The sequence below is a fragment of the Stenotrophomonas sp. Ps181 genome, assembly GCF_025697425.1.
GTDB classification, from domain to species: Bacteria; Pseudomonadota; Gammaproteobacteria; order Xanthomonadales; family Xanthomonadaceae; genus Stenotrophomonas; species Stenotrophomonas sepilia.
The window spans coordinates 169924-190148 of the sequence record NZ_JAHWBI010000004.1 but is presented as its reverse complement, the minus strand read 5'-3'; the positions used below and the strand labels follow the sequence as shown (position 1 = coordinate 190148).

Annotated in this window: 32 protein-coding genes; all 32 read right to left on the bottom strand. The window is 65.7% G+C overall.

Translation table 11 applies throughout. The features are described 5' to 3' along the window. Window positions 1–10: 10 nt before the first annotated feature. Window positions 11–361 carry a hypothetical protein gene (locus KXV01_RS10935; protein WP_111096873.1) on the bottom strand — a complete coding sequence of 117 codons (351 nt, stop codon included), beginning with the start codon at window positions 359–361 and terminating at the stop codon, window positions 11–13. 74 nt (window positions 362–435) lie between these two features. After that, entirely contained in the window at window positions 436–1179 is a 744-nt protein-coding gene (locus KXV01_RS10930) for a hypothetical protein (RefSeq protein ID WP_263467784.1), read from the bottom strand. Window positions 1180–1201: 22 nt separating this feature from the next. Continuing rightward, window positions 1202–3169 carry a hypothetical protein gene (locus KXV01_RS10925; RefSeq protein ID WP_263467783.1) on the bottom strand — a complete coding sequence of 656 codons (1968 nt, stop codon included), beginning with the start codon at window positions 3167–3169 and terminating at the stop codon, window positions 1202–1204. 2 nt (window positions 3170–3171) lie between these two features. Further along, entirely contained in the window at window positions 3172–3408 is a 237-nt protein-coding gene (locus KXV01_RS10920) for a hypothetical protein (RefSeq protein WP_231109155.1), read from the bottom strand. A 56-nt stretch (window positions 3409–3464) separates the two neighbouring features. Further along, entirely contained in the window at window positions 3465–3839 is a 375-nt protein-coding gene (locus KXV01_RS10915) for a hypothetical protein (protein WP_053497214.1), read from the bottom strand. Window positions 3840–3964: 125 nt separating this feature from the next. Beyond that, window positions 3965–4438 (bottom strand): phage tail tube protein, encoded by a 474-nt coding sequence (locus KXV01_RS10910; protein ID WP_049450663.1) that lies wholly within the window; start codon window positions 4436–4438, stop codon window positions 3965–3967. Between the two features lie 78 nt (window positions 4439–4516). Then, window positions 4517–4879, bottom strand: coding sequence for a DUF3168 domain-containing protein (locus KXV01_RS10905; protein ID WP_235643132.1), 363 nt, complete (start codon window positions 4877–4879; stop codon window positions 4517–4519). Beyond that, window positions 4876–5379, bottom strand: a complete 504-nt coding sequence (locus KXV01_RS10900; RefSeq protein WP_263467782.1) for an HK97-gp10 family putative phage morphogenesis protein — start codon at window positions 5377–5379, stop codon at window positions 4876–4878. The genes KXV01_RS10905 and KXV01_RS10900 overlap by 4 nt, the downstream gene beginning before the upstream one ends. After that, window positions 5372–5707 (bottom strand): phage head closure protein, encoded by a 336-nt coding sequence (locus KXV01_RS10895; protein ID WP_197569465.1) that lies wholly within the window; start codon window positions 5705–5707, stop codon window positions 5372–5374. The genes KXV01_RS10900 and KXV01_RS10895 overlap by 8 nt, the downstream gene beginning before the upstream one ends. Then, a complete protein-coding gene (locus KXV01_RS10890) occupies window positions 5704–6183 on the bottom strand; it encodes a head-tail connector protein (RefSeq protein WP_235643134.1) in 480 nt (159 codons plus the stop codon). Before KXV01_RS10890 ends, KXV01_RS10895 begins: the two co-directional genes overlap by 4 nt. Window position 6184: 1 nt before the next feature. Beyond that, window positions 6185–6655: a hypothetical protein gene (locus KXV01_RS10885; protein ID WP_235643135.1), complete on the bottom strand. Its 471-nt coding sequence runs from the start codon at window positions 6653–6655 to the stop codon at window positions 6185–6187. A 62-nt stretch (window positions 6656–6717) separates the two neighbouring features. Then, window positions 6718–7968 carry a phage major capsid protein gene (locus KXV01_RS10880; protein ID WP_111096865.1) on the bottom strand — a complete coding sequence of 417 codons (1251 nt, stop codon included), beginning with the start codon at window positions 7966–7968 and terminating at the stop codon, window positions 6718–6720. Between the two features lie 11 nt (window positions 7969–7979). Further along, window positions 7980–8822 (bottom strand): head maturation protease, ClpP-related, encoded by an 843-nt coding sequence (locus KXV01_RS10875; RefSeq protein ID WP_111096864.1) that lies wholly within the window; start codon window positions 8820–8822, stop codon window positions 7980–7982. Next, window positions 8800–10062, bottom strand: coding sequence for a phage portal protein (locus tag KXV01_RS10870; RefSeq protein ID WP_111096863.1), 1263 nt, complete (start codon window positions 10060–10062; stop codon window positions 8800–8802). The genes KXV01_RS10875 and KXV01_RS10870 overlap by 23 nt, the downstream gene beginning before the upstream one ends. 8 nt (window positions 10063–10070) lie before the next feature. Continuing rightward, a complete protein-coding gene (locus tag KXV01_RS10865) occupies window positions 10071–11951 on the bottom strand; it encodes a terminase large subunit (RefSeq protein ID WP_263467781.1) in 1881 nt (626 codons plus the stop codon). Next, window positions 11908–12285 (bottom strand): hypothetical protein, encoded by a 378-nt coding sequence (locus KXV01_RS10860; protein WP_258390909.1) that lies wholly within the window; start codon window positions 12283–12285, stop codon window positions 11908–11910. The genes KXV01_RS10865 and KXV01_RS10860 overlap by 44 nt, the downstream gene beginning before the upstream one ends. Before the next feature lie 151 nt (window positions 12286–12436). Further along, the gene (locus KXV01_RS10855) at window positions 12437–12760 is read right to left on the bottom strand and encodes an HNH endonuclease signature motif containing protein (RefSeq protein ID WP_263467780.1); all 324 of its coding nucleotides are present in this window, start codon (window positions 12758–12760) and stop codon (window positions 12437–12439) included. Next, a complete protein-coding gene (locus KXV01_RS10850; protein WP_263467779.1) occupies window positions 12760–13023 on the bottom strand; it encodes a hypothetical protein in 264 nt (87 codons plus the stop codon). Before KXV01_RS10850 ends, KXV01_RS10855 begins: the two co-directional genes overlap by 1 nt. A 162-nt stretch (window positions 13024–13185) precedes the next feature. Then, entirely contained in the window at window positions 13186–13548 is a 363-nt protein-coding gene (locus KXV01_RS10845; protein ID WP_229765986.1) for a DUF1064 domain-containing protein, read from the bottom strand. A 99-nt stretch (window positions 13549–13647) separates the two neighbouring features. Further along, the gene (locus tag KXV01_RS10840; RefSeq protein ID WP_053497189.1) at window positions 13648–14235 is read right to left on the bottom strand and encodes a hypothetical protein; all 588 of its coding nucleotides are present in this window, start codon (window positions 14233–14235) and stop codon (window positions 13648–13650) included. A gap of 121 nt (window positions 14236–14356) precedes the next feature. Beyond that, window positions 14357–14827: a lysis system i-spanin subunit Rz gene (locus KXV01_RS10835; protein WP_263467778.1), complete on the bottom strand. Its 471-nt coding sequence runs from the start codon at window positions 14825–14827 to the stop codon at window positions 14357–14359. Next, the gene (locus KXV01_RS10830) at window positions 14824–15138 is read right to left on the bottom strand and encodes a hypothetical protein (protein WP_032129818.1); all 315 of its coding nucleotides are present in this window, start codon (window positions 15136–15138) and stop codon (window positions 14824–14826) included. The genes KXV01_RS10835 and KXV01_RS10830 overlap by 4 nt, the downstream gene beginning before the upstream one ends. Further along, on the bottom strand, window positions 15135–15623 hold the full coding sequence (locus KXV01_RS10825) for a glycoside hydrolase family 104 protein (protein ID WP_263467777.1): 489 nt from the start codon (window positions 15621–15623) through the stop codon (window positions 15135–15137). The genes KXV01_RS10830 and KXV01_RS10825 overlap by 4 nt, the downstream gene beginning before the upstream one ends. A 96-nt stretch (window positions 15624–15719) precedes the next feature. Next, complete coding sequence (locus KXV01_RS10820; RefSeq protein WP_263467776.1) at window positions 15720–16418, bottom strand: hypothetical protein; 699 nt, start codon at window positions 16416–16418, stop codon at window positions 15720–15722. A gap of 76 nt (window positions 16419–16494) precedes the next feature. After that, window positions 16495–16698: a hypothetical protein gene (locus KXV01_RS10815; RefSeq protein WP_263467775.1), complete on the bottom strand. Its 204-nt coding sequence runs from the start codon at window positions 16696–16698 to the stop codon at window positions 16495–16497. Continuing rightward, window positions 16695–17060 carry a Ref family protein gene (locus tag KXV01_RS10810; RefSeq protein ID WP_263467774.1) on the bottom strand — a complete coding sequence of 122 codons (366 nt, stop codon included), beginning with the start codon at window positions 17058–17060 and terminating at the stop codon, window positions 16695–16697. Before KXV01_RS10810 ends, KXV01_RS10815 begins: the two co-directional genes overlap by 4 nt. Then, on the bottom strand, window positions 17060–17254 hold the full coding sequence (locus KXV01_RS10805; protein WP_005418745.1) for a hypothetical protein: 195 nt from the start codon (window positions 17252–17254) through the stop codon (window positions 17060–17062). Before KXV01_RS10805 ends, KXV01_RS10810 begins: the two co-directional genes overlap by 1 nt. Next, window positions 17251–17913 carry a hypothetical protein gene (locus tag KXV01_RS10800; RefSeq protein WP_263467773.1) on the bottom strand — a complete coding sequence of 221 codons (663 nt, stop codon included), beginning with the start codon at window positions 17911–17913 and terminating at the stop codon, window positions 17251–17253. Before KXV01_RS10800 ends, KXV01_RS10805 begins: the two co-directional genes overlap by 4 nt. Next, complete coding sequence (locus tag KXV01_RS10795; RefSeq protein WP_263467772.1) at window positions 17903–18793, bottom strand: helix-turn-helix domain-containing protein; 891 nt, start codon at window positions 18791–18793, stop codon at window positions 17903–17905. The genes KXV01_RS10800 and KXV01_RS10795 overlap by 11 nt, the downstream gene beginning before the upstream one ends. Before the next feature lies 1 nt (window position 18794). After that, window positions 18795–19106, bottom strand: coding sequence for a winged helix-turn-helix domain-containing protein (locus KXV01_RS10790; protein ID WP_263467771.1), 312 nt, complete (start codon window positions 19104–19106; stop codon window positions 18795–18797). Continuing rightward, entirely contained in the window at window positions 19103–19633 is a 531-nt protein-coding gene (locus tag KXV01_RS10785) for a phage regulatory CII family protein (protein ID WP_263467770.1), read from the bottom strand. Before KXV01_RS10785 ends, KXV01_RS10790 begins: the two co-directional genes overlap by 4 nt. A 109-nt stretch (window positions 19634–19742) precedes the next feature. After that, window positions 19743–20213 carry a helix-turn-helix domain-containing protein gene (locus tag KXV01_RS10780; RefSeq protein ID WP_263467769.1) on the bottom strand — a complete coding sequence of 157 codons (471 nt, stop codon included), beginning with the start codon at window positions 20211–20213 and terminating at the stop codon, window positions 19743–19745. Window positions 20214–20225: the final 12 nt, after the last annotated feature.

Below are 20225 nucleotides of genomic sequence, written 5' to 3'. Positions count from 1 at the left end.
TGACGATCGCTCAGTCGGAGGACGATCTTCGGATCACTTCGTCGTTGATCACCAGCTCCTTCAGGAAGTGGCCATCCAACGACATGGTGCATCGCGCGGTGGAGTCGACGTTTGCGCCGAAACCGTTCATCAGCGTCAGCCCCTCACCATGCTCCCACTGGACGATGATTTGACCGCTGGCGCTGCGGACCGAGGCCGGTTGCGGGATCTTCGCCGAGGATGGGTTCTTGGCCGACTCTTTGACCCATTGCTGGCAATTCTTGCTCGCCTCGCGGTAGGCGCGTTGCTCTGGCGACGTGCCGCCACAGGAGGCAAGGAGCATCCCCGAGGCCAGCACGACGGCAGCCGCTGTCAAAGCCATTGGATTTCTCATTGCGATCCCCGTGTCAGTCTTCCACGCCGATTCTCGCACTCTCTTAGAGCCTCAACAAACAGCTACGCCGGAACCTCTTCGTATTCCATGTATCCGGTGAAGTACTGCCGGCTGATGTTCTCCGCCGATGGCAGCTGTGTCGGGTAGCCGTAGAGCGCCGACCGCGCCGCCAACAGCGGGTCGAACGCCTTGCTAGCCATGTCCCGGTACTGCGGCACAACGCAGGAGCGCCGGCGTCCCGCGATCGCTGCCGCCACCGTCTCCCAATCGGTCCCGCCCAGTCCACTGCCGCGGACGGCAGCTGTCGCCCGGCCGGACAAGGTGCAGGTCAGCCGGCGGTACAGAGGCCCAGGAACCGTGTTGACCTGCCCACCCTTGGTGCGGGTGTGCACGCTGGTGTCGATCATGGCCACCGCCCAGCCGTCGCTGATGCCCACCTCAACTGCCCGGAAGATCGCGATCTCGCCCACGTCCACGTTCGTGGCAGTTGTGGCGATCTCGACGGACACTGTCGAGACCAGGGCGCTGGCCTGCGGAAACAGCCATGCGCAGACACTGCCGTCGGGCAGTCGCACGGTGGTCCCGGTCGCGCCAGCAGCGCTCACCTGCACGCCGGGCGGGATGTTGAGGCCGAGGACGGCGACGATCCCCGGCACAACGGCCTCGGCCAGGGTGATCGTGATCGCCAGCGAACCGGTGCGCCGGATCCGCGACGATCGCCCCGGCTTGCCATCGAAGAGCGCCGCACCCTGGTCGGTCGACAACCACGTTCCACCGGTGAGGGTGGCCGTTTCCACCGCCGGCATGCCATATCCAATCAACACGTCATCATCCCCACAGGGTAAGCACCACGTCCCCCGTGGCAGGGTTGCGCTCTACGCGCCGCACCAGCACCGGCTTGCCATCGGCCAGGCCGTAGCGGCTGTAGGTCAGCCGGCCGATCTGACCAGGGAGCGGGGCCATGTCCTGATCACCGCGAATGGCGACCTGGTAGAAGAACCGCTGCCGCTGATACATCGCCACGACGCGGTTGATCTCGGCCTGCGCGTCGGCCGCATGCCAGAACAGCGAAATGACCGGATCGGCGGCGTCGGCGCGGCGGTAGTGTGCGTCCAGTGCGCCCGCAGCGAACACCTGACCTCGGTAGAGGCCCGTCAGCTCGTCGCGGCGGCTCTGAGGCACGTCCACCACGTCAGTGACGAGGTCGGAGGCGCCGAGGGCCTGAGCGTTCGGCCGGTAGGCCATACGCCGGGTCAGATTGGGCGCGTCGTCCGGGACGCCGACCAGGTCGCTGGCCATGTCCGCTTCCGAGATCTCAAACACCGGCTGCCCCTGATAGGTCTCCGGCGCAACCACCTGCACGAAGCGCAGCACACCGGTGGGATCCTGGTAGCACCCGACACCGTAGCTGGGCAGCATCGCGTTCAGGGCATCCCTGCCCGTGATGGCCGCTCCGGCGTAGTAGCCGATACCGGCGTAGCCGGTTGCAGCGTCCACGGCTGCACAGTCCGCTGCCGACCAAGCCCCTGCCCCGAGGCGAGCCATCACGTCGCCCACGGCCTGCTCCAGGCGCGCCGGGGCCATGCCGGGGCCGATGCTCGAACCATCGACCACCACAGGGGTGACGGGCGGAGATTTCAGCAGCAGCTGCTGGCCGTCCGGCACCATGCTAAAGGTGCCGTCTTCCATCAGATCGCCACGGTCCATCACAGCGTTTACGTGCACCGGGCTGTCGGCCAGGAACATCGCTGTCGCATCCGAATTGGCGCCGGCTGCCGGCACGCTGGCCACCGCGCCGATCACTACCGGCTGCGGCTTCCAGGCCAGCGACGTGATGTTGGGCAGGAACACGCCCCGGTTGATGGTCTGCCCCAGGTAGTCGTGCGCGTCACGCAGATGCAGAGTCTTGCTGCCGTCGTCGTTCACCTCGATCTGATCGATGACACAGCGGAACACCGGAGCGGCGTCGGCGAGCATGCCGCCGTCATCCACCTGCAGGATGCGCACCGCAGCCCCCGAGGCACCGGACAATGCCAGGTCATCCAGCAGCCCCTCGGCGTCGGCGACCACGCACTCCGCCGCCGCCGTCTGCGATACCGGATCGCCCCCCCAGGGCCAGAAGCTCAGCTCCTGGACGAGGTTGACGCCCTCGGCGACCAGCCCTTCGTACCGGGCATTGGCCGGGCTATCGCCTGGCGCGGAGAGCCAGTCATCGTCGGCCAGCCGCGTGGTCGGCGCCTGGACCTGGTCCAGCTTCCAACCGGCAACAGCGGCATCGCTGCGGGCGCCCCACTGCCCAGCGTTTACGGCCAGACACAGCCCACCGGCCTTCGTCGCAGCCAGTGCGGCGGCGAAGTGGAGCGGACCGGACAGCAGCAGGTCGCGCTGGTGGACCAGCGCGCCGTTGAGGTACAGGTGGAGCCTGGAGGGGCTGCCGAAGGAGACCCGCATCCCGACGATATCGCCCAGCGCGACCACGGGCAGACCAGTTGCGATCGCGCCAATGCCTTGGATCAGGCGACCCGTGGCCAGTTCCCAGCCGATGCCCTCCCCGTTCGCGCCCGGCGCTTGGCTGAGGGGCGCTGCTGCCGTGACAAAGCCCACGACGGCCGAGAGGTCGTCATCGCCCCACAGCGCGAACTCGACGCCGACAACGCCGGCGCTGAGGGCAAAGTCGGACCGGGCGCAGCGGTTGAGGTCGGCTGCTGCCGTCGTGGCAAGAGTGAGCCCACCGTCGCGCGCAGCGAGCAGCGGGCCGATCGGGAGGGCGGCAAAGCGCCCAAAGGTGTCGGTCATGGCTATCCCAGTCGATCGAACCAGTCCTGTGCCTCGTCCTCCTCGGAACGTGGTACGAGGGTTTCCAGGTACTCCTGAAAGGAGCGCTTGGTGCCGCCCTGGCTGTGTGAGGCGGTGATGTACGCGGCGAAGGCAGCGGGCTTGATGTGGAGGCTTACGGGGTCGATGGGATTCCGCTTATGGAACTCCCACCACTCCAGGAACTCCCGGCGCGACATGCTCGCCTGCAGCTCGGACACCGTGCGATGCAGGTGGCCGGCGAGGACCTTCCAGAACCAGTCCTCGCCGCGCTGCCTTAGCCGTTTCCCGCGTCGGCCTGGGCTTGGGCAGCATCCTCGCCGAAGCCGGAATGCTTCATGGCCACGCGCTGCAGCTCAGCGGCCACCAGGGGCTTGAGCTGGGCGGCCTGCTCCACGTTCATGACGGGCTTGCCGTCCTCGTCGCAGATGGTCGCTGCGATCAGCTTGGCGCGATCGCCTTCGCCCCACAGCTTGCGGAACTCCGCGTCCGGCAGCTCGCGCACATGGAACTGTGCCTTGGCCCCGTTGGGCAAGGTGATCGTGTCGGCGCGAACGTCCTTGGAGGCGAACATGCCCAGGTTGGTGAACGATTGCAGGATGCTCACGGGCTGCTGCGGCTGGGTTTGGGTGGTTTCGCTGGTCTTGCTCATTGGCCGTTTCCTTGAATGGCGACAGGGCGCGCGGGCCGCGCACGGCTAACACGCGGAGGATCCGCGCGCCCTGTCAGAGAGATGGCCCGCCGGAGCGGGCCTGGGTGTGCGCCGTTGCCGCAGCCTTACGGCGTCGGGCGGTGCGTGGTGACGGCGCCGGAGCCGCGGATGGTGATGGTCGCCTTCCAGACGTCGTTGTCCTGGCTGGTCACTGCGAAGTTCTGCACGAAGCCGTCGAACTGCTTGGACAGCACGGTGTCCGGCGGGGTGATCTTGCCGGCAACGGCCGTCGGCTTGGCCACGCCTTCGGTTTCCGACAGCGGCGCGGTCACCAGCCAGTTCACGACGGCACCGGTCTCATGCAGCTCTTCCAGCTTCTCGTGGTCGACGCTGTCGTAGATGATCTCGATGCTGGTGCTGCCGGTCTGCTTGCGGCCGGCGACGAACTGGTCCCAGTCGTCGTCGTAATCGGAGATATCGATCTCCGACGCCTGGCCATCGGGGAAGCCGACCGTACGCAGGCGGGTCACCTTGATGACCTCGGCCGCGGCGATGGCGACGAACAGCTGCGTGTGCTTCGACTTGATTACCTGTCCCATAGGGGTTTCCTTGTGTTGCGCCCGTCGCCGGGCATGAGAAAGGCCCCTTGCGGGGCCAGTGGGTTGCCGTTGTGTGGTTCAGCGCAGTTGCAGGAGCCTGGCGTCGAAGGAGATGCCAAAGGCGTCCGTGCCGTCGCTGTCAGGCGTCGGGTTGTAAGACTCGATGCTGCCCACGCGCTCGATCGCTTCGCGGATGGCGACGGCCGCGCCGTTGGCCTGCGTCATGGCTTTGCCCCACACGGTTAATCGGACTCGCCAGCCGTCGGCCGGCGGCGCATCGGACAGCATCGCGGTGGGCGATCCGCCGACCACCTCCCACGTCGCGTAGGGCAGTGCTGCATCCTGTGGCGCGGTTCCCGGCCACAACCGGATCGGGTCGCCCAGCACGTGCCGAACCGCTGCATCACCCTGCAGCAGGGACTGGATCAGGGGAACCATCATCGCCAGCCATCCTTCTTGAGCTGCTTGTCGAGCGCCGCCCAGGTTTCATTGATGATCACCTGCGCCGCCTCCGGCCCTTTGGCCTCTCCTGCCGGCGTGAGGAACGGCTCGGCCCTCATCTTTCTGGTGCCGAATTCCTTGAAGCGCCAGTAATAGACCCAGCCCGCCTCCTCATATACCTTCCCGACGCTGCCGCGGCGCCGGTTGCGCTTGGTGTTGGCGTACTTGCGCCGGCGACCGGTCTTAACCCCGACCGTGTAGTACTCGCCGCCTTGGCCTACACCTGCGCGCTGTCGGCTCTTGGAGTTGGCCCGGCGGGTGACGATTTGAGACGCCATGAAGCCCGTTGCTTTCGGTGCGCGGCGCCTGGCGTCGTCCCGGATGACATTGCCGCCTTTTCGCATGCCGGCCTGGACCGCCCTTCCCTGTATGGCCTTGGGAGCCTCCCGCAGCGAGCGCAGCAGGCCGTCCAGCCCCTGAATTGACACTTGCTCAGACATTGATCAGCCCCGCTACGGCGATGATCGCGATCTCGCTCCGGTCGTTGCTGGGTGCGATGCTCTTGATGTCGAAGGCGCGGCCACGGAACACGATCCGCCACTGAGGATCAACGTCACGCGGGCGGATATCGAACCGAACCTGCTCCCGGTAGCGCTCGGCACCGGCGGCGACCGCTTCCGTCGTCGCCGCAAGATTGTTGGTGGTCTTGGCCCACACGCTCACAACCTCGACCCACACCGGCTTACCTGGGCCGCCCAGGGGGTCGCGCGCATCTGTTTTGCGCTCGAAGCGGATACGGTGCTGCAGGTCGCCATCTAGAAGCGTCATGGCATCATCACCCTTCGGTATGGACGCAGGAGACTCTTGGCGCCGTTGGGAAGCTCCACCGCCTGAGCCCCAACGATCACGTCCGTGCGGTTCGCGTAGAGATGACCGAGCGTCAGCAGGATGGCAGAGAAGATGCTGGGATTCGTAACAACGCCGTGGATGCAGGCCTCCGCCTTTGCTGTCGCCTCCCGATGGGCAACAACTGCCAGCCGTATCGCGGCAGTGCGCTCGTCCCCATCCTCAATGAACATTGCGTCTGCCAGCGCCTGACTTTTTGCGAGCGAGGCGGCCCTCACTGCGGCTGGATAGCTGCTCCGTGCTAGAGCCAAGGCGCCAGCGTCTTCGTAGATCTGCCGATTGAGGTATGCCTGCGCTGCATCCTGCGCGCCGGCAATGGCGGCCTGCAGCTGTTCCTCGGGGTAATCGGCCTCAACTCGCACATGCGAGCGGGCTTGTGCGAGTGAGACGATGGGCATATCAGTCCTTCTTCCCTTCGGCAAGAGCAGCGGCCAGCTTTTCCGCCCCCCAACGCTTGTCGAACGGGATACCTGCGGCTTCAAGCTGCGCCATCAGGGCTGGCTTGTCTTCGCCAGCGACCTGGCCCTTGTCATCCTTGCCGGAGAGCTTGTCGACGGTCTCGGCGATCAGCGCCTCGCGTTCGCTGTCCTCGAGCGCGTTCCAGTCCTCCACCGACAGCCCCGAGGCTGCGTGTGCCCGGCCAACCACGTCGCCCAGCGACAGGACTGTACCGTCGGAAAGCTCCAAGCTCGCCGGCTGAACACCGGATCCCAGCAGGAACGGGGGCGGTGTGTCTGCCTTCAGGCTGAGCGCACCGACAGAGAGTGCGCCAGCCTCCAACTCAGGCGGGCAGTCGTCGCCGGCAACAAACTGGACCGGATAGATCTCGCCTTCCGGCACTCCACGGAAGGGCTTGATGAACTTCGCCATTGCGGCTCCTCGATCACAGGGTGGATGCCGGGCGGCACGATGCCGCCCGGCTGGTGGGGTGATTAGGCCGCAGCCGCGATCTTGAGGGCGCGCATCGGCTCCGGGTTGTGCACGCCGCCGCCCACGCGCTTGGTGGTGTAGAACATCACGTAGGGCTTGTTGGTGTACGGGTCGCGCAGCACGCGCACGCCCTTGCGGTCGTACACGGTGTAGGTCTGCTTGAAGTCGCCGAACAGGGCAGCGACAGCGTTGGCTGCCACATCGGGGATGGCCGCCACGTCCTGCACGGCGAAGCCCGCCAGGGTCGAAGGCTGACCGGCCACCAGCGAGGGCTGCCACAGGTAGTTGCCCTGCGCATCCTTCAGCTTGCGGACCACACCCTGCGTCTTGCGATTCAGCGCGAACTTGGCGCCCGCGGTGAATGCCGATGGCAGGTCATAGACCAGGTCCAGAATGCTGTCACCGTTGATGCCGGCCGCCACCCCGCTGTTCACGACCTTGATAGCACCGAACGGATGCTTCGCGGCATTGGCCCCACCGTCCACGTAGGTCAGGATGCCGAAGGGCTTGTTGACGCCATTGCCGGAGAAGAACGCATCGCCCTCCTGCTTGGCGAACTCCAGCTCGACCTCGCCGGCCAGCCATGCCTCCAGGTCAATTTCAGCATCGTCCAGCAGCTGCTGGGTCGCCGCCGGATTGGCGTAGATCTCGCCCCAGCCGAAGCTGAGCGGACGCAGCTTCGCCGTTGCAGTCTCCGGGCGTGGATCTTCTTCGCCCACCCAGCCCGACGAAGTGCCGCCGGTGTTGTAAAGCTTGGTCAGGCCCGCCCCGGAGCACGGCTGCACGTTGGCCAGCTGGCGCATGTCCGAGACGATGACCAGGCGGTCGGTGATGGAACGGTCCCATTCGACCGGTGCCAGGTAACCGCCCTCATCGGCCGCGCCCTTGTTGAGGGCCGCCTGCACTTCACCCTTGCGGAAGTGTGCACGGAACGAATCGGTGTATTCGGCGTCGGCCACGCCGCTGCCGGCGCTGCCGCCGCCCATCTGGAACGCGGCCATCTGGGTGTTGGCTTGGTCGACCGCCGCCTGAAGGCGGGTGATGTCGGCATTGATGTTGTCGACCTTGAGGGCCTGCAGTGCATCGGCGCTGCCCTTCTTGATCTCTTCCAGCTGCTTGGTGTGCTCGGCCTTGAACTCGGCAAACGCCTTGTTCAGCGACTCCACCAGCGCCTTCACGTCGGGCTGGCTGCCGCCATCGGCGTGCACGGAAACGAGGCCGCGCGGGACGCGGCCGTGGGTCATCTTGGTCATGTGTTGGCCTCTTAGGCTTTGATGTTGTCGAGAAGGCCCTGCAACAGGGCCGAGGTTTCGTTGCCGCCAGCGCTCGGCGTGGCGGACCCGGCAGCGCTCGGCTTGCCGTTGAACAGCGATTTCAAGGTGTCGCGCCGCATGGAGCGGGAGTGGCCTGCCTTGGCCATCGCCGCCTCCACCAAGGCCAGCGCCTTGCGCCCGCCCGATGCTTGCTTGGCATCCTTGGTGGCAGCAGCTCCATCAAGCAGACCATCGGCAAAGCCGTCCTCTACCGCTTGGGCGGCGCCGATCCAGGTCTCTTCGTCCATCATCCGGGCAGCTTCGGCCTCGGTGACGCTCGAGCGGGCCGCGTAGACCTTGGCCATAGCCGTGTCGAAGGGCTCCAGCAGCCTTGCCGCGTCGGCCATATCGTGCCGATTGCCGATGGCCACCGCCCAAGCGTTGTGGATCATCAGGAACGATCCGTCGCCCATCAGGATCTCGTCGCCGGCCATCGCGATCACCGACGCCGCCGACGCGGCCAGGCCCATGACCTGGACGGTCACTCTGCCTGGATGCTCGCGCAGCAGGTTGTAAATGGCGACCCCTTCGAAGAAGTCACCGCCGGGCGAGTTGATGTTCACCACCACGTCCTTGTCGCCGATCGCGCGAAGGGCGGCGCTGATGCGCTTGGCGGTGACGCCGGTTCCCTCCCAGTTCTCGCCGATGGAGTCATAGATCGAGATGCTGTTCGCGTCGTTGCCGGCGGCGCGGACTTCGGGCTCCCAGCGTTCGAGCGCGTCGGGGCGCATGTCGAACTGGGCTGCGCCGAGCCGTCGCTCAGCACGGATTTCAGGCAGCTGCCGGAGGCTCATTGCTCTTTCCCTTCTGTGTCATGGGGTTGATCAGGTCGTTGGCCCCTGGCTGATCCGATTCCGGATAGTCCAGCAGGTCGCGGATCTCGTTCTGCGTGTGGAACGGCGCCGTACCGCCGGAGCCGAGAGCGGCCTTGAAGAAGTCCGCCTGATCCTTGAGCGTGCCGCGCATCAGCGCCCGCACGTTGAACTTGGGCTGATAGCGCTCCAGATCCCGCTCGTCGATGAGCGATCGCGCGACCGCCTGCTCCCAGTTGGTGAAGTGCTCCAGCATCGTGTACTGCAGGAAGAAGATGCCCAGCTGCTCGATGCCGGTGCCCCAGCTGGTATCGCTCAGGAACAGCAGCGGACGGGGAACACCGTAGAGCCTGGCCACCTCCTCCACCTGTGCGCTGCGGTTCTCGACATGCTGGGCCTCTTGGGCGGTGCTGCCGAACTTGTTGGCCTTGGCGTTCTCCTCCAGCAGCATCCAGCGCTGCGCCGCGGCGGCGCCGGCATATTCGGTGTCGAGGGACGTGCGCATGCGCTCGTAGGCTACGTCGCTGAGCGCATTGGGCACCTCGATGGCACCACCGGCCATGTTGCCGGTCTCAAAGATCCGACTCGCTGCCTGTTCCGCATCCAGCGCCAATCGGATAGCCCGATCTGCCAGTTTCATCCTGGACAGGCTGGTCACGCCGTCCACCGATAGGTCACGGATGTGCAGCACTTCTTCCTGCTTGAGGATGACCTCGCCACGCTTCTTGCTGTTGAACCGGTAGAGCATGCGCCAGTCGTCGCCCAGCTCTGCCCGCACCGCTGGGGAGTCAAGCGGGATAAGGTGGATTGGCCGGCCTGCCGACCACACGATCCGCGCGTAGGCATCCCCGTGCCGCTGCCTGGCCAGCTCCATCTGCCGCTTGAACTCCAATGGCGTCTGCCACGGATTCGGCTTGATCTTCAGCAGGCGGTGCGCGGGATGCTCGTCGGCTATCCGCTTCTTCCTGCCCGACTCGACCAGGTTCAGGGGCAACATGCCGATGGTTCCGCAAATCAGGGACAGGCAGCGGAGTACCGCCATGTTGCGCAGCTGGTAGCCACCGCCGCCGTGGCCGCCCTGTGATCGGATGAACTCCAGCAAAGCCGGATCATTCATTCCCGTGAACTGGCCGGCCTCAGCGCGTGCGCTGGGTGGCGCCGCCGGCGGCGGATTCCAGAGCCGGTCCAGCGACTTCAGGTCTTCTTCATTGAACCTGGACATGGTTTTCCCTATAGAAACCGGATCCCGCGCTTCTCGTACACAGAAGCTGAGCGGACAAAGCTCGCGTGCGCTGCACCGATAGCCATGCACAGTGCGACGGCCGGATCGATCTTGTTGATGGACCGCTCTTTGGAGAGCCAGCGGTTATCCCATTTGTCGGTTTCGATCACCGCCGACATGAGCGCTGAAACGAGGACCGGGTTCTTCTTCAGTCGGATCCGGCCCTCCAAGAGGGCCTCTTCCAACAGGCTTAGCGAGCCGGGCATCCACATGCCCTCTGGCACCGGCTGCCCTGCTGCTTTGGCGGCCTCGGCTGCGGCTTCTAGCGGCTTGCCCTTCCTGGTGCCGCCCTGCGGGTGCTCGGCGAAGGTCAGCGAAAGGCCAATCTGTTTGGCATCGTCCTCGAAGCGGCGGAACACATACCGGTCATAGGCCATCAGCTGAATGGAGTAGCCTTGGTCGTAGTCGGCCAGCGTCTGAGCCACATGCCGGAAGCTGATCGTCTTGCCCTTCGGCGCGTGCAAGTGGCCAGCCTCGATCCACGTCCGGTAGGGCAGCTTGTCCTTCAGCTGGCGTGCGTCCACCGTGTCGCCGGGCGTCCATGCCTCAATCCAAGCGTCAAACGTCGGCTTCTCGACCACGCGCTCCTCGCCCTCCACCATGACGGTGACCGGCACGCTGCCGGTTTGGACGACGAACGCCGCAGCGGTCAGGTCGCGCACCTGCGATAGATCGAGCCCGCCATACACCGGCTTTCCGTGGTGTTCGGCAATCTCGAAGTCGGCCAATGCCGGCTCCAGCGTCGCTCGGGTCATCCATGCAGTTTCAGCATCGGTCCAGACGCAGAAGTGCAGGCGCAGCACGCCGTTCAACTGGCCGGGAATCGCCTTGGCTTGGTGAACAATGTCCCGCAGCGTCTCCTCGGTGATCGTGATCCCGAGCAACGGGTTCGCTTTGGCCCAGCAGGTCGGATCCTCCAGTGGGTCGTCGCCATCATCGAGCGCGCACACGTAACTGAAAGTGCGATCGTCCAGCGGCTCACCGACAAAGGTCGGATCGTTGACCGCCTCGGTATGCCCAGCCGCCACTTTCACCGCGTGCTCGTGCTCCTCCCAGGCAACACTGTTTCGGTCGCTGCCCGAGTTGGTGATCATGAACAGCAACGGCTGTCGCCTGAACTTGAAGCCGCGCTCGAGCATCTCGATGGCGCGCCGGTCGGGCAGCTCGTGGACTTCGTCGGCAAGAACGAAGTACGGGCGAGGACCGGAGCCTGTTCGCCCGGTGTCCCGCGAAACCGGCCGGAAGAAGCTGCCGCTCTTGTGGTGAGCGATGTTGTACTCGCGCCCCTCGCCGCCGGAGAACTCCAGACGCTTCATCAGCGCCTTTGACGCCTTAACCATCTTCACCGCGTCGGCGAACAGGATTCCGGCCTGCTCCTTCTTCGCGGCGGCGGCGTAGATCTGCGCGCCAGCCTCCCCGTCGGAGGTCATCCCATACAAACCAATGCCGCCGGCCATGGGCGACTTTCCGTTGCCCTTGCCCATCTCGATGTAGGCGCGACGGAATCGCCGGTTCCCGTCTGCTTTCTTCCAGCCAAACAGCGATCCGAGAATGAATGCCTGCGAGGGGTGCAGCTCAAAAGAGCGGCCCTCGAACTGGCCCTCGGAGAGCTTCAGAATCGTCTCGAAGTACTCAAAAACCCTTTGCGCCGCAGCTTGGTCGAAGTAGAGGCCGCGCTCGTGACCGTCTTGCAGGTCCTTCAGGTGCCGGCGGCATGCATTCCGCACATGGGGGCCGGCCACGATCTCACCTGCTACCACCGCCAGCGCATAGGCCGCAGTGCGATCAGAAGAGCTTGTCGTCGGGGTCTTCGTCCTCTTCGCCGCCATGATTCACTTTTGTCTCGTCAACCGGCGTTGCGCCGAGCTTGGAAAGCAGGGAGCCCAGCGCCTGAAGGGCAGAAACCCCCATGTCGGGGTCGGTCTCCATCCGAGCCGCCAAGATGCAGACCTGGCGCAGCAACAGCCGGTGGCCGGCATGCAGCCACGGCATGTTTTCGACCTGCTCACGCCATACCGCGATCTGCGGTTTGGTCATCCCCTTGTAGGGAGGCCCGACCGCCTTGGTCTTTTTCGGCGTCTTGCGGTCCTTGTGCCGTTTTGGGTTCTTGGCCGCTGCGCCAGAAACTGCCGCTTTTGCGGCTGGTGTCCTTGGGTTTGCCATTTTCTGCCCCGGTCGGGGGGTCGTCTTTCCAACTGTGGATGTGCGAAGAAGGGGGGGCGCACGTATCGCCGGGCGATCGGCCCAAACTTTTGAGCCCCCCTCCCCTTTTCATTCAGCTTTCTGTGGATAACCCCGCGCCGGCACTGTTGGCCTACTTGATCGGCCAACCGTCGGCGTCGCACCCCACAACCACCTGCTGGGCGTTCCCAAAGCCGCCGTCCTCGCGGGCCGTCTTCCGGCTATGGCAGCTGACGCACATCGTCCGCAGGTTCTCCGGGGCGTTGTTATTGGGGTCGCCGTCCACATGGTCGACGTGGGCTTGGCCTCGCCCGCTGCAGAGAACACCGCAGCCATGCTCCTGGCATCGGTACAGGTCCCGAACCAGAATGGTCTCCCGCAGCGCGCGCCAGGCTCGGCTGTTCGTCGGCAAGGCGCGCTTGGCCTGCCGGTTACCTGCCAGCCCTCGGGCGCTCATCAGTAGGGCTTCCCGTCCAGGTCGACGCGCGCAGGCTCGGCACCTTCATCCTGCACCGGTGCGCCGGCCTCCTCGCCCAGCAGCTGCGCCACCGCCTGCACCAGCAGCCCCACGTGCATGGCCAGCTCGGCGATCTGCTTGCCCTGCTGCTCGATGATCCCGACCATTCGGTCGATACGGCTGTCGGTGCTGCTCTCAATCAGCCCCGCCAGGGCCGTGACAGCCGCAGCGCGCGCCACCTCTTCAATCCGTGCAGCGTCCATCACCAACCCTCGTCGTTCGCGGCACCAGGCCGCGGCGTATCCACCACTCAACCCGCTTCCAGTCCGGCTCCATTCCCGTGGCCCTGGCAAACCACACCACGGCAGCTAGATACCACCGCAGCCACCAGCGCAGGCGGACCGACGCAGTCACTGTCGAGTGCATCAGAATTCCTCCACTTCCCAGCCACCGCCGTCGCGCTTGGGCCTGACCTTCACCGCAATGAAGCGGAACGGGTACATGGCCGCGGCAATCTTGATCTTGGCCCTGGCATCGTCCTGCCAGTGCCCCTTCACCTCGTGGCACTCCATGACGCCATCGGCAGCCATGACCGCAAAGTCCGGGGTGTAGAACGTGTTGTCGGCCAGGCGCAGCTTCATGCCCTCGAACCGGTGCCACTGGACCTCGCCCGCAGCCTGCAGCGCACGCAGCCGCGCGGCATACGCAGCCTCGGTCTTGTTCATCTCGCCGGTCTTCAGCCGGCCAAGCGCCAGCATGCGGCGCTCCACCCCGTTAATTCGTCCCATCGACGAAGCACCTCGGAATCTGTCACCTGCATTGCTGAGGCGCTTGGACACGCCAAGAAGTAGATGCCCGGCCAGCGCTTTCGCTGGCCGGGCCTGGCCTTAGTTCGTCAGCACGATCAGCTGGAACTTGGCATTCACGCCCCACGAGCCGCCACCGCCCCCCGAAGCGCCCAGGCTCAGGCTGAAGCTGCTGCCACCACCAAAGGACGAGCCGCCGGAGAACTGGATTCCCATGCCACCGCCGAACTCCTGTCGGACGCTTCCGGACCAACCGCCGCCGAAGTCATACGTGATGCCGGCACTTGCAGGGGAGATGTCGATCGCGGTGTTCTTGAACTGGACCTTGGCGGAGCCAGACAGCTTGCCGTTGCTGTCGAAGGTGCCGGTCAGTCGGGCCTCTTCGTTACCCACGCCGTAGCCGACCGTACCAGTGACGCGTTCGTTCTGGTACTTCAGATTCAGGAACGAGTCGTTCTCGCCCACCTTGACCTGCGCATTGCCCGTCTTTACCTCACCGCTGACGGCGGTGCCGTCGATGTTGCCGGTGAAGCTCGCACCCACGGGGCGCCCATTTTCGTTCACGACGCTGCCGCTGACCTGCCAGCCACTATCGTCCATCGGCTGATCGATCGTGCCACCGCCTGCGCGCTGCATCATGTAGTCGTCCTTGTGTTCGTTCTTGCTCATTGAATTGCTCCTTAGTTGTTGCCTTTGCGGCGGTAGTCGGTGCAACGGCCTATCCGAGGCACCAAAACGGCAGAGGGCCGCTCAAGGCGGCCCTCAGATAAAAGTTGACTCCAGATTTCGGTCAGTGCTGATCGCGATCCACCCGGATCACTGCTTGGCATGCTCGGAGCTGGTCGTCGGCGTCGGTGACGATCTGAACAGCAGCTCCGACAACCTCTGGACGTAATTCGGCTCGCGCATCACGTTCGGCGGCGCCGGCGGCAGCTTCGGACAGGCGAGCGGTGTGGCAGGTGGCGAGGTCGTCGCGCAACTGGAGACGCCCAGCGCGCAGGTCAGCCACAACAGCAACGGGGACGGTCGCGGCCGCAGTGCGGTCTTCTTCATGCTTAGCTCCAATGTCGGCCAGCTGCAGAGCCTTGCTCTGCTCGGTGGCACGGGTCTGGTTCACCTGGTCGGCGACTGCCGATGCGCCGGCGGCGCGCAGGGTGGCGTCGCTGGCATCGGCCCGGTCGCCACGCCACGCCCAGCCAGCACCGAACATTGCGCCTGACCACAGGACGAAGGCAGCAACCGCGATGGTGATTCGGTTCATTCGGACCCTCCTGCCCTGATGGTGTCGCTGTCCGGGTCAAACGGCGGCGGCTCCAAGCCGGCCGCGCGCATCAACCCTTCCAGCCGGTAGATGTGGCGGATCAGGCGCAGTTCCCTGGCCTCCATGCGGCCAACCCTTTCGCCCAGCCGGGTCACTTCCTCGCGCATCAGCTGGATCACGTTGACCTCGGCCCCTTCTCTGGCTGTCTCTACGAACTGCTTGCGCCACCACAGCGCCACACCGCCAGCCCCAACCATCAGGCCGCCGACGGCGGTGCCGATTGCCTGCCAATCCACGTCGACCCCGATCATGGCGCCACCGTCCCGCCGGCCTTGCGGTAAACCGCCAGCAGGTCGGCCAGCTTGTGTTCGTGCTGGCCGTAGCCCGCGCCGGGCAGGCTCGCCCAGATCTTGCGGACGGCCTTGATGGCGTCCTCGATCTTGCCCGCCTGGATCAGCGGCAGCGCGCGGCGCTCCCGGATTTGCTGCAACGCAATCAGGTCCTGGCTCAGAGGCGAGAAGTCCTTCAGGCCGAGCGTCTTTTTGTAGGCGTCGTAGTAGCGGCGCAGCAGCTGGTAGCGGCCGGCTGCGGTCGACTGGATCTTGAGCTTCGGCAGGTCCACCAGCACGCGCGGATGGTTGGCGTAGCTCTTGAACAATTGCCCGCCAACGATCACGTCGTAGCCACGGTCTTTGGTCGGCTGCTTGCCGTTGTCCGTACCTTCGGACCAGGCCAGCATGTCGAGGAAGGCCACGACGTTCACGCCGCCAGCCTGTTGGGGAGTGATCTGCGCCATGGCGTCTCCTGGAAAAGAAAAGCCCCGGCTTGGCCGGGGCTTGCGTCTGGATGCTGGGAAGATTGCACCCGTTTCCGATGACCTAGGAAGTCATCGCTATGCAGCCTTGGAAAGAGCCCTATTGAACTTACTTGCAGCGCGCGCCTCGGCAGCACGGAAGCTGCACAGCATCCACTCGTACACCGGGCGCCAGAACCGGCTGTATGCCGACCAGTCGGCCCCGATCGCGGCGGCGCGCTTACGACCGCTAAGCGGCTCATACCCGCTACCACCGCACTCGACGCAGTTCACTACACCTGCTACGCGCTGGTCCCGCAGAACCCTCTTGCCGTCGCAGTGCGCGCACTGGCGCGCGCCGGCCATTTCAGCGATCACCGCCCCGGCCAATACTCCCAGCTGTTCCATCGTGTTGTTCGGCCAGGCCGCAGCGCGCGCGTCGTCCAGAGCCTTTTCCGTACGGAGCAGCTCCCGCCGCTGCGCTTCCGTAATCGACCCGCCGCACCAGCCCATGCTGGCCTTGGCAATGCCGTAGTCAGTGCGGGCGTCGGCAAGAGCGTGCATCTGGCGGGTGAACTCGGGCGCGACCAGGGAGATGACCGCCTGGCGCAGCTGCTCGCGTCTCCGCTGACCACTCTCCGGCCACCACAGCGCCTCCAGCAGTTCGCGACCAAGACCAGCCGGGACGTACGCCAAGGCGGCCAAGATTTCCTCAGTGCTCGGTCCGCCGATGCTTCCGTCGAAGCTCAGTGCCCTCGGCCCCGTCCGGCTCGACAGCAGTTCGCGTGCCTCGTTCATTCCCATGCGCCTTCCCCTTGGTGGTTTGCTCGTGCAGCGCGCGATCGCGCTTGGTTGTCTTCTATTGCGGCACCTGTCACGCCGCACGGTCCCAGCTGGCCGACAGGCGCTGCACCTGCCCGCCGCGTGCCTCGAACTGCTCCACCGTCTCGACCGGGCCATCGGCGAGCACACGTGCCTTGACTCGCTTGGGCCGGGACACGGTGTTGTGGTCCATCCGCCGCTCGCGGGGCGCACGCTGGGGGTTGATCTTCGGCGCCATGGCCTTCGTCTTCTTCATGCTGCCGCCCTCAGTTCGTTGATGTAGGTCTGCTGTGCGATCAGGTCGTCGTCGGATCCGAACGCCTCGTGGAATCTCTTGGACCAGTGCAGCGGTGGGCCCCAGCGGGCCACCATTTGCTTCTGCGTCATGTGTTCGGTTCGGTAGCGCTGGTGATGCCACTGGCACAACGCGTAGCCGAAGAAATGGCCGCGCCGGATGTTTCCCGACTTGGCGTGGTTGTATTCGCACCCGTAGATCACGTGCTTCTTCGCCATCAGTCCATGCGCGTAGCGAACGAGGCATGCCATGCACGGCCCGGTCTTCGCCAGTTCGATGCGTGCTGCCTCCGCCTCGGTCGGCGGCGGTGCGTTCGACCACATCAGCGCAGCTCCGGGATCGGGCCGGCGTAGCGGGTGATCGGGATCCGCCGCATGCCGTCGCGCCAGACAGTCATCCCGCGCGTTGCGTAGACCACCAGCGGCTTGATCCCGTAGCCGTAGGCCAGATACCAGCCCGCCTCGGCCACTGGCTCGCTCACTGGGCGCACTTCGACGTTGAAGTGATCGGGGCTCATGCCGCTTTGCCCTCCAGCAGCGCGACGACCTCAGCCAGGCGCGAACGGGTCCGTTCGTCCGCGGTCGGCGACGCCTCAACGGTTCCGGCCAGCAGCGCCACCGGGTCGAAGGCCGGGGTGGCGGGCGGAAGTGCCAGGTACTGCTCCACCTGCTCCTTCATGAGTTGGCCAGCGGCCACCGCCTCGCGCAGGACGCTATCCCGACCGGACACGTCGCCGCCAAGGGACAGCTGATAGGTGGCGACCCGGTGCGCAGCGCGCGCTTCCTTCACCAACCGGGTGTAGACCTCCAGGAATGCCGGCCGGGCAGCGATCTTGTCGCCCGCCTGCACCAGCGGCAGCGCCGCCGCCCACGCATCGCGGGTCTGCTCAGTCCACACCACGGTCGCACCTTCGTCAGCGGCGCGGATCGCGTTGGCCCATGCCTCATTTGGTGCCGGGTGGCCGTCCTCGATGCGTTCGAGGATCGCCGCCAGCGAAAGCCGCGCCTTCAGCTCCCGGCGGCACGACGCCAGCGCGCGCTCCAGCATCGGCAGCGGGTACTGCGCCAGATCCGAAACCATGTAGGCGGCGGCGTTCGGGCTGAGCTGGTCGCCAATCACCTCGGCGGTGGCCACCAGCAGATCGACCAGCCGATCCTGCTCCTGATTACCCAGCATGTGCCGCCCTCCGCTGTGCCAGCAGAGCCTTGGCCGCGTCGGCGGCGCTCAGGTTGGTCTGCGTCTTGTCGGTCTGCCGCGCGGCCTCCTCGGTCACCTGCCGACCGGTGGCCCACTGCGTGCGGTATGCCTCGCACTTCGCCAGCAGCGCGCCCAGGTCGTGCATGTTCTGCACCACGTAGCGCTCGTTGACGGTCAGAAACCACGCGGCCACCAGCGGTGCTTCGCTGTGGCCGAGCCGCTGCACGATCTGCCGGACGTTTGCGTTGACCTTCGCGTTGCGCACCGGTGCCACACCGTGGCGGTCACGGTAGGCGCTGGCGTAAGCCGCCCAGGTGGCACGGCACGCGGCCTGCAGGTCGGTTTCGGAATCCACCGCCAGCGGCGCGGCCGGCAGGCCCGCCGGAAATGACGGTTCTCCTGACGGTTCATTGAGGGTTATATGACGGTTAGGCGGCACGGGGCGCACCCCTAGACCTGCGCCCGGTGCATCCCCCCCTGCATGGGGCGCATCCCCTCCTGCAGCGGGCGCACCCCCTGCATGGGGCGCAGCCCCTGCGCCCGGTGCAGTACCTGCTTTTCCAGACTTGCGGCCAGCCTTCGAAGGCGCAGCGGCCTTGTCGAAGTTGGCCGGAGTGACCTTGTAGACCGTGCTGCTGTTGAACCGGCGGTCACGGGTCAGCAGGCCGACGGTCTCCAGATGATCCATTGCCGTACGCACAGCGCGCGCCGACATGCAGCAGCGCGCGGCGATGGTGCCCACCGCCGGCCAGCACACACCGTCGTCGTTGGCCTGATCAGCCAGCGAGATCAGCACAGCCTTCTGCGTAACGCTCAGGCCCTGCAGCGGCCAGCACTGCGACATGATGATGGTCGACATGTCAGAGCCCCAGCGTCAGGTTCTCGCCCGGCGCAACTGGCCACCAGGTGCATGCGGGCTTGCCGGTGGTAGCGCACGGCGCGGTCGGGCCGCGCCAAATGCGTCCCTCGCGGGCCAGCTCAGGCAGTCGGCGACCCAACATGTGGCGGTCAAGGCCAGTCAGCGTCGACAGGTGCAGGCTGCTCTGGCCAGGGTGGCGGGTCACCGCAGCCTCGGTCTTGGCGTGCTGGACACGCAGCGCGCCGCTTTCAGCGAGCGCGGCGGCGGCGATGTGACTGGACAGCGGATCGGTGGAGCGGGCCGGGTGGTTCATCGACGCGCCCTCCCCTTTGCTGCAGCGCGCGACACGTTGCGGATCAGCCGGTGCGCCATCGTGATCAGCGAGCTGGCCTCTTCCACCATCAGCTTGGCTTCGTCGCTGTCGATGTGGCGGTCGGCCATCGCATCCACCGCAGTGCCCGACAGGCGCCCCACCCGCGTGGTGATCTCCAGCAGCTTCGTCTGGATGGCGCCAATCTCGTCCGACCAGCCACCCTCCGGCGGAGGCGGAACGGTGGCCACCGCCATGCCGAACTGCCCGGCAAGCGCCTGCATCCAGTCCAGGGCGTAATCGCTGCCGCCTGCCTTCTCCTGCATCCACTCGGTCAGCAGTTCGGCGATTTCCATCGTCACGGACTCACCCTCCAGCCCGCGCAGCTTCGCGCGCAGCGTCTCCGGGTGCATGGATTTGCCACGGCGGTCGGCTAGGAAAGCGGCTGCGTCCACGACACCGCCGGGCGTCTTGCGCACGGAGTTGTAGAGAACGTCGAGCCAGTTAAGTGCGGATGTGCGGCAGGTCATGGGTCACCTTGGGGAAGGCTGTGTTTCAAGGTTTCGGGTTGGGCCCGGGTGGCGCACGATGGGCGCCATGGAGATCAACAAGTCAGGGACGACGGCCAGGGATGGCCTTTCAGGCGGTGTCGACAGGACCGATGCGATCGGCGTCGGGATCGTTGTTTGCAGGCGCCACAACCGGCGCAACTTCCATGCCGAGCAGGCGCTGGATCTGGGGAAGTGCGGGCAAGACGCCCTCTTCGGGCCACGCCTCCACCTCTGCGGCGGGGAGCTGAAGCAAGGTTGCGAGATGACGGTCACTCGCGATGCCGAGCCTTCGGCGCAGCGCGCGCTTGCTCATTCGGCTGTCGACTTCTGCACGCAGCTGCGCGAGAGCTTCACCCTGGATACGGGGTTCCGGCCCGAAAACGTCAGGACGCAGCTGGTGGCGAGACACACCAGTGGCCTGCTCGATGGCTATGCATCTCTCCGCAGGCACTCGGCGGCGGTCGTACCAGCCGGAAACCGACGGCGGCTTGATGCCAAGAAGCTGGGCAAGAGCCTGCTGGCTACCTGCCGACTCAACTGCTCTATCGAGGGCTGACATGTCCATGCCGCC

Excerpts from the sequence above, each read along its gene's own strand:
- KXV01_RS10935 (WP_111096873.1), bottom strand. The coding sequence starts at position 361 with ATGGCTTTGACAGCGGCTGCCGTCGTGCTGGCCTCGGGGATGCTCCTT.
- KXV01_RS10930 (WP_263467784.1), bottom strand. The coding sequence starts at position 1,179 with ATGCCGGCGGTGGAAACGGCCACCCTCACCGGTGGAACGTGGTTGTCG.
- KXV01_RS10925 (WP_263467783.1), bottom strand. The coding sequence starts at position 3,169 with ATGACCGACACCTTTGGGCGCTTTGCCGCCCTCCCGATCGGCCCGCTG.
- KXV01_RS10915 (WP_053497214.1), bottom strand. The coding sequence starts at position 3,839 with ATGAGCAAGACCAGCGAAACCACCCAAACCCAGCCGCAGCAGCCCGTG.
- KXV01_RS10910 (WP_049450663.1), bottom strand. The coding sequence starts at position 4,438 with ATGGGACAGGTAATCAAGTCGAAGCACACGCAGCTGTTCGTCGCCATC.
- KXV01_RS10905 (WP_235643132.1), bottom strand. The coding sequence starts at position 4,879 with ATGATGGTTCCCCTGATCCAGTCCCTGCTGCAGGGTGATGCAGCGGTT.
- KXV01_RS10900 (WP_263467782.1), bottom strand. The coding sequence starts at position 5,379 with ATGTCTGAGCAAGTGTCAATTCAGGGGCTGGACGGCCTGCTGCGCTCG.
- KXV01_RS10895 (WP_197569465.1), bottom strand. The coding sequence starts at position 5,707 with ATGACGCTTCTAGATGGCGACCTGCAGCACCGTATCCGCTTCGAGCGC.
- KXV01_RS10890 (WP_235643134.1), bottom strand. The coding sequence starts at position 6,183 with ATGCCCATCGTCTCACTCGCACAAGCCCGCTCGCATGTGCGAGTTGAG.
- KXV01_RS10885 (WP_235643135.1), bottom strand. The coding sequence starts at position 6,655 with ATGGCGAAGTTCATCAAGCCCTTCCGTGGAGTGCCGGAAGGCGAGATC.
- KXV01_RS10880 (WP_111096865.1), bottom strand. The coding sequence starts at position 7,968 with ATGACCAAGATGACCCACGGCCGCGTCCCGCGCGGCCTCGTTTCCGTG.
- KXV01_RS10875 (WP_111096864.1), bottom strand. The coding sequence starts at position 8,822 with ATGAGCCTCCGGCAGCTGCCTGAAATCCGTGCTGAGCGACGGCTCGGC.
- KXV01_RS10870 (WP_111096863.1), bottom strand. The coding sequence starts at position 10,062 with ATGTCCAGGTTCAATGAAGAAGACCTGAAGTCGCTGGACCGGCTCTGG.
- KXV01_RS10865 (WP_263467781.1), bottom strand. The coding sequence starts at position 11,951 with ATGGCGGCGAAGAGGACGAAGACCCCGACGACAAGCTCTTCTGATCGC.
- KXV01_RS10860 (WP_258390909.1), bottom strand. The coding sequence starts at position 12,285 with ATGGCAAACCCAAGGACACCAGCCGCAAAAGCGGCAGTTTCTGGCGCA.
- KXV01_RS10855 (WP_263467780.1), bottom strand. The coding sequence starts at position 12,760 with ATGAGCGCCCGAGGGCTGGCAGGTAACCGGCAGGCCAAGCGCGCCTTG.
- KXV01_RS10850 (WP_263467779.1), bottom strand. The coding sequence starts at position 13,023 with ATGGACGCTGCACGGATTGAAGAGGTGGCGCGCGCTGCGGCTGTCACG.
- KXV01_RS10845 (WP_229765986.1), bottom strand. The coding sequence starts at position 13,548 with ATGGGACGAATTAACGGGGTGGAGCGCCGCATGCTGGCGCTTGGCCGG.
- KXV01_RS10840 (WP_053497189.1), bottom strand. The coding sequence starts at position 14,235 with ATGAGCAAGAACGAACACAAGGACGACTACATGATGCAGCGCGCAGGC.
- KXV01_RS10835 (WP_263467778.1), bottom strand. The coding sequence starts at position 14,827 with ATGAACCGAATCACCATCGCGGTTGCTGCCTTCGTCCTGTGGTCAGGC.
- KXV01_RS10830 (WP_032129818.1), bottom strand. The coding sequence starts at position 15,138 with ATGATCGGGGTCGACGTGGATTGGCAGGCAATCGGCACCGCCGTCGGC.
- KXV01_RS10825 (WP_263467777.1), bottom strand. The coding sequence starts at position 15,623 with ATGGCGCAGATCACTCCCCAACAGGCTGGCGGCGTGAACGTCGTGGCC.
- KXV01_RS10820 (WP_263467776.1), bottom strand. The coding sequence starts at position 16,418 with ATGAACGAGGCACGCGAACTGCTGTCGAGCCGGACGGGGCCGAGGGCA.
- KXV01_RS10815 (WP_263467775.1), bottom strand. The coding sequence starts at position 16,698 with ATGAAGAAGACGAAGGCCATGGCGCCGAAGATCAACCCCCAGCGTGCG.
- KXV01_RS10810 (WP_263467774.1), bottom strand. The coding sequence starts at position 17,060 with ATGTGGTCGAACGCACCGCCGCCGACCGAGGCGGAGGCAGCACGCATC.
- KXV01_RS10805 (WP_005418745.1), bottom strand. The coding sequence starts at position 17,254 with ATGAGCCCCGATCACTTCAACGTCGAAGTGCGCCCAGTGAGCGAGCCA.
- KXV01_RS10800 (WP_263467773.1), bottom strand. The coding sequence starts at position 17,913 with ATGCTGGGTAATCAGGAGCAGGATCGGCTGGTCGATCTGCTGGTGGCC.
- KXV01_RS10795 (WP_263467772.1), bottom strand. The coding sequence starts at position 18,793 with ATGTCGACCATCATCATGTCGCAGTGCTGGCCGCTGCAGGGCCTGAGC.
- KXV01_RS10790 (WP_263467771.1), bottom strand. The coding sequence starts at position 19,106 with ATGAACCACCCGGCCCGCTCCACCGATCCGCTGTCCAGTCACATCGCC.
- KXV01_RS10785 (WP_263467770.1), bottom strand. The coding sequence starts at position 19,633 with ATGACCTGCCGCACATCCGCACTTAACTGGCTCGACGTTCTCTACAAC.
- KXV01_RS10780 (WP_263467769.1), bottom strand. The coding sequence starts at position 20,213 with ATGTCAGCCCTCGATAGAGCAGTTGAGTCGGCAGGTAGCCAGCAGGCT.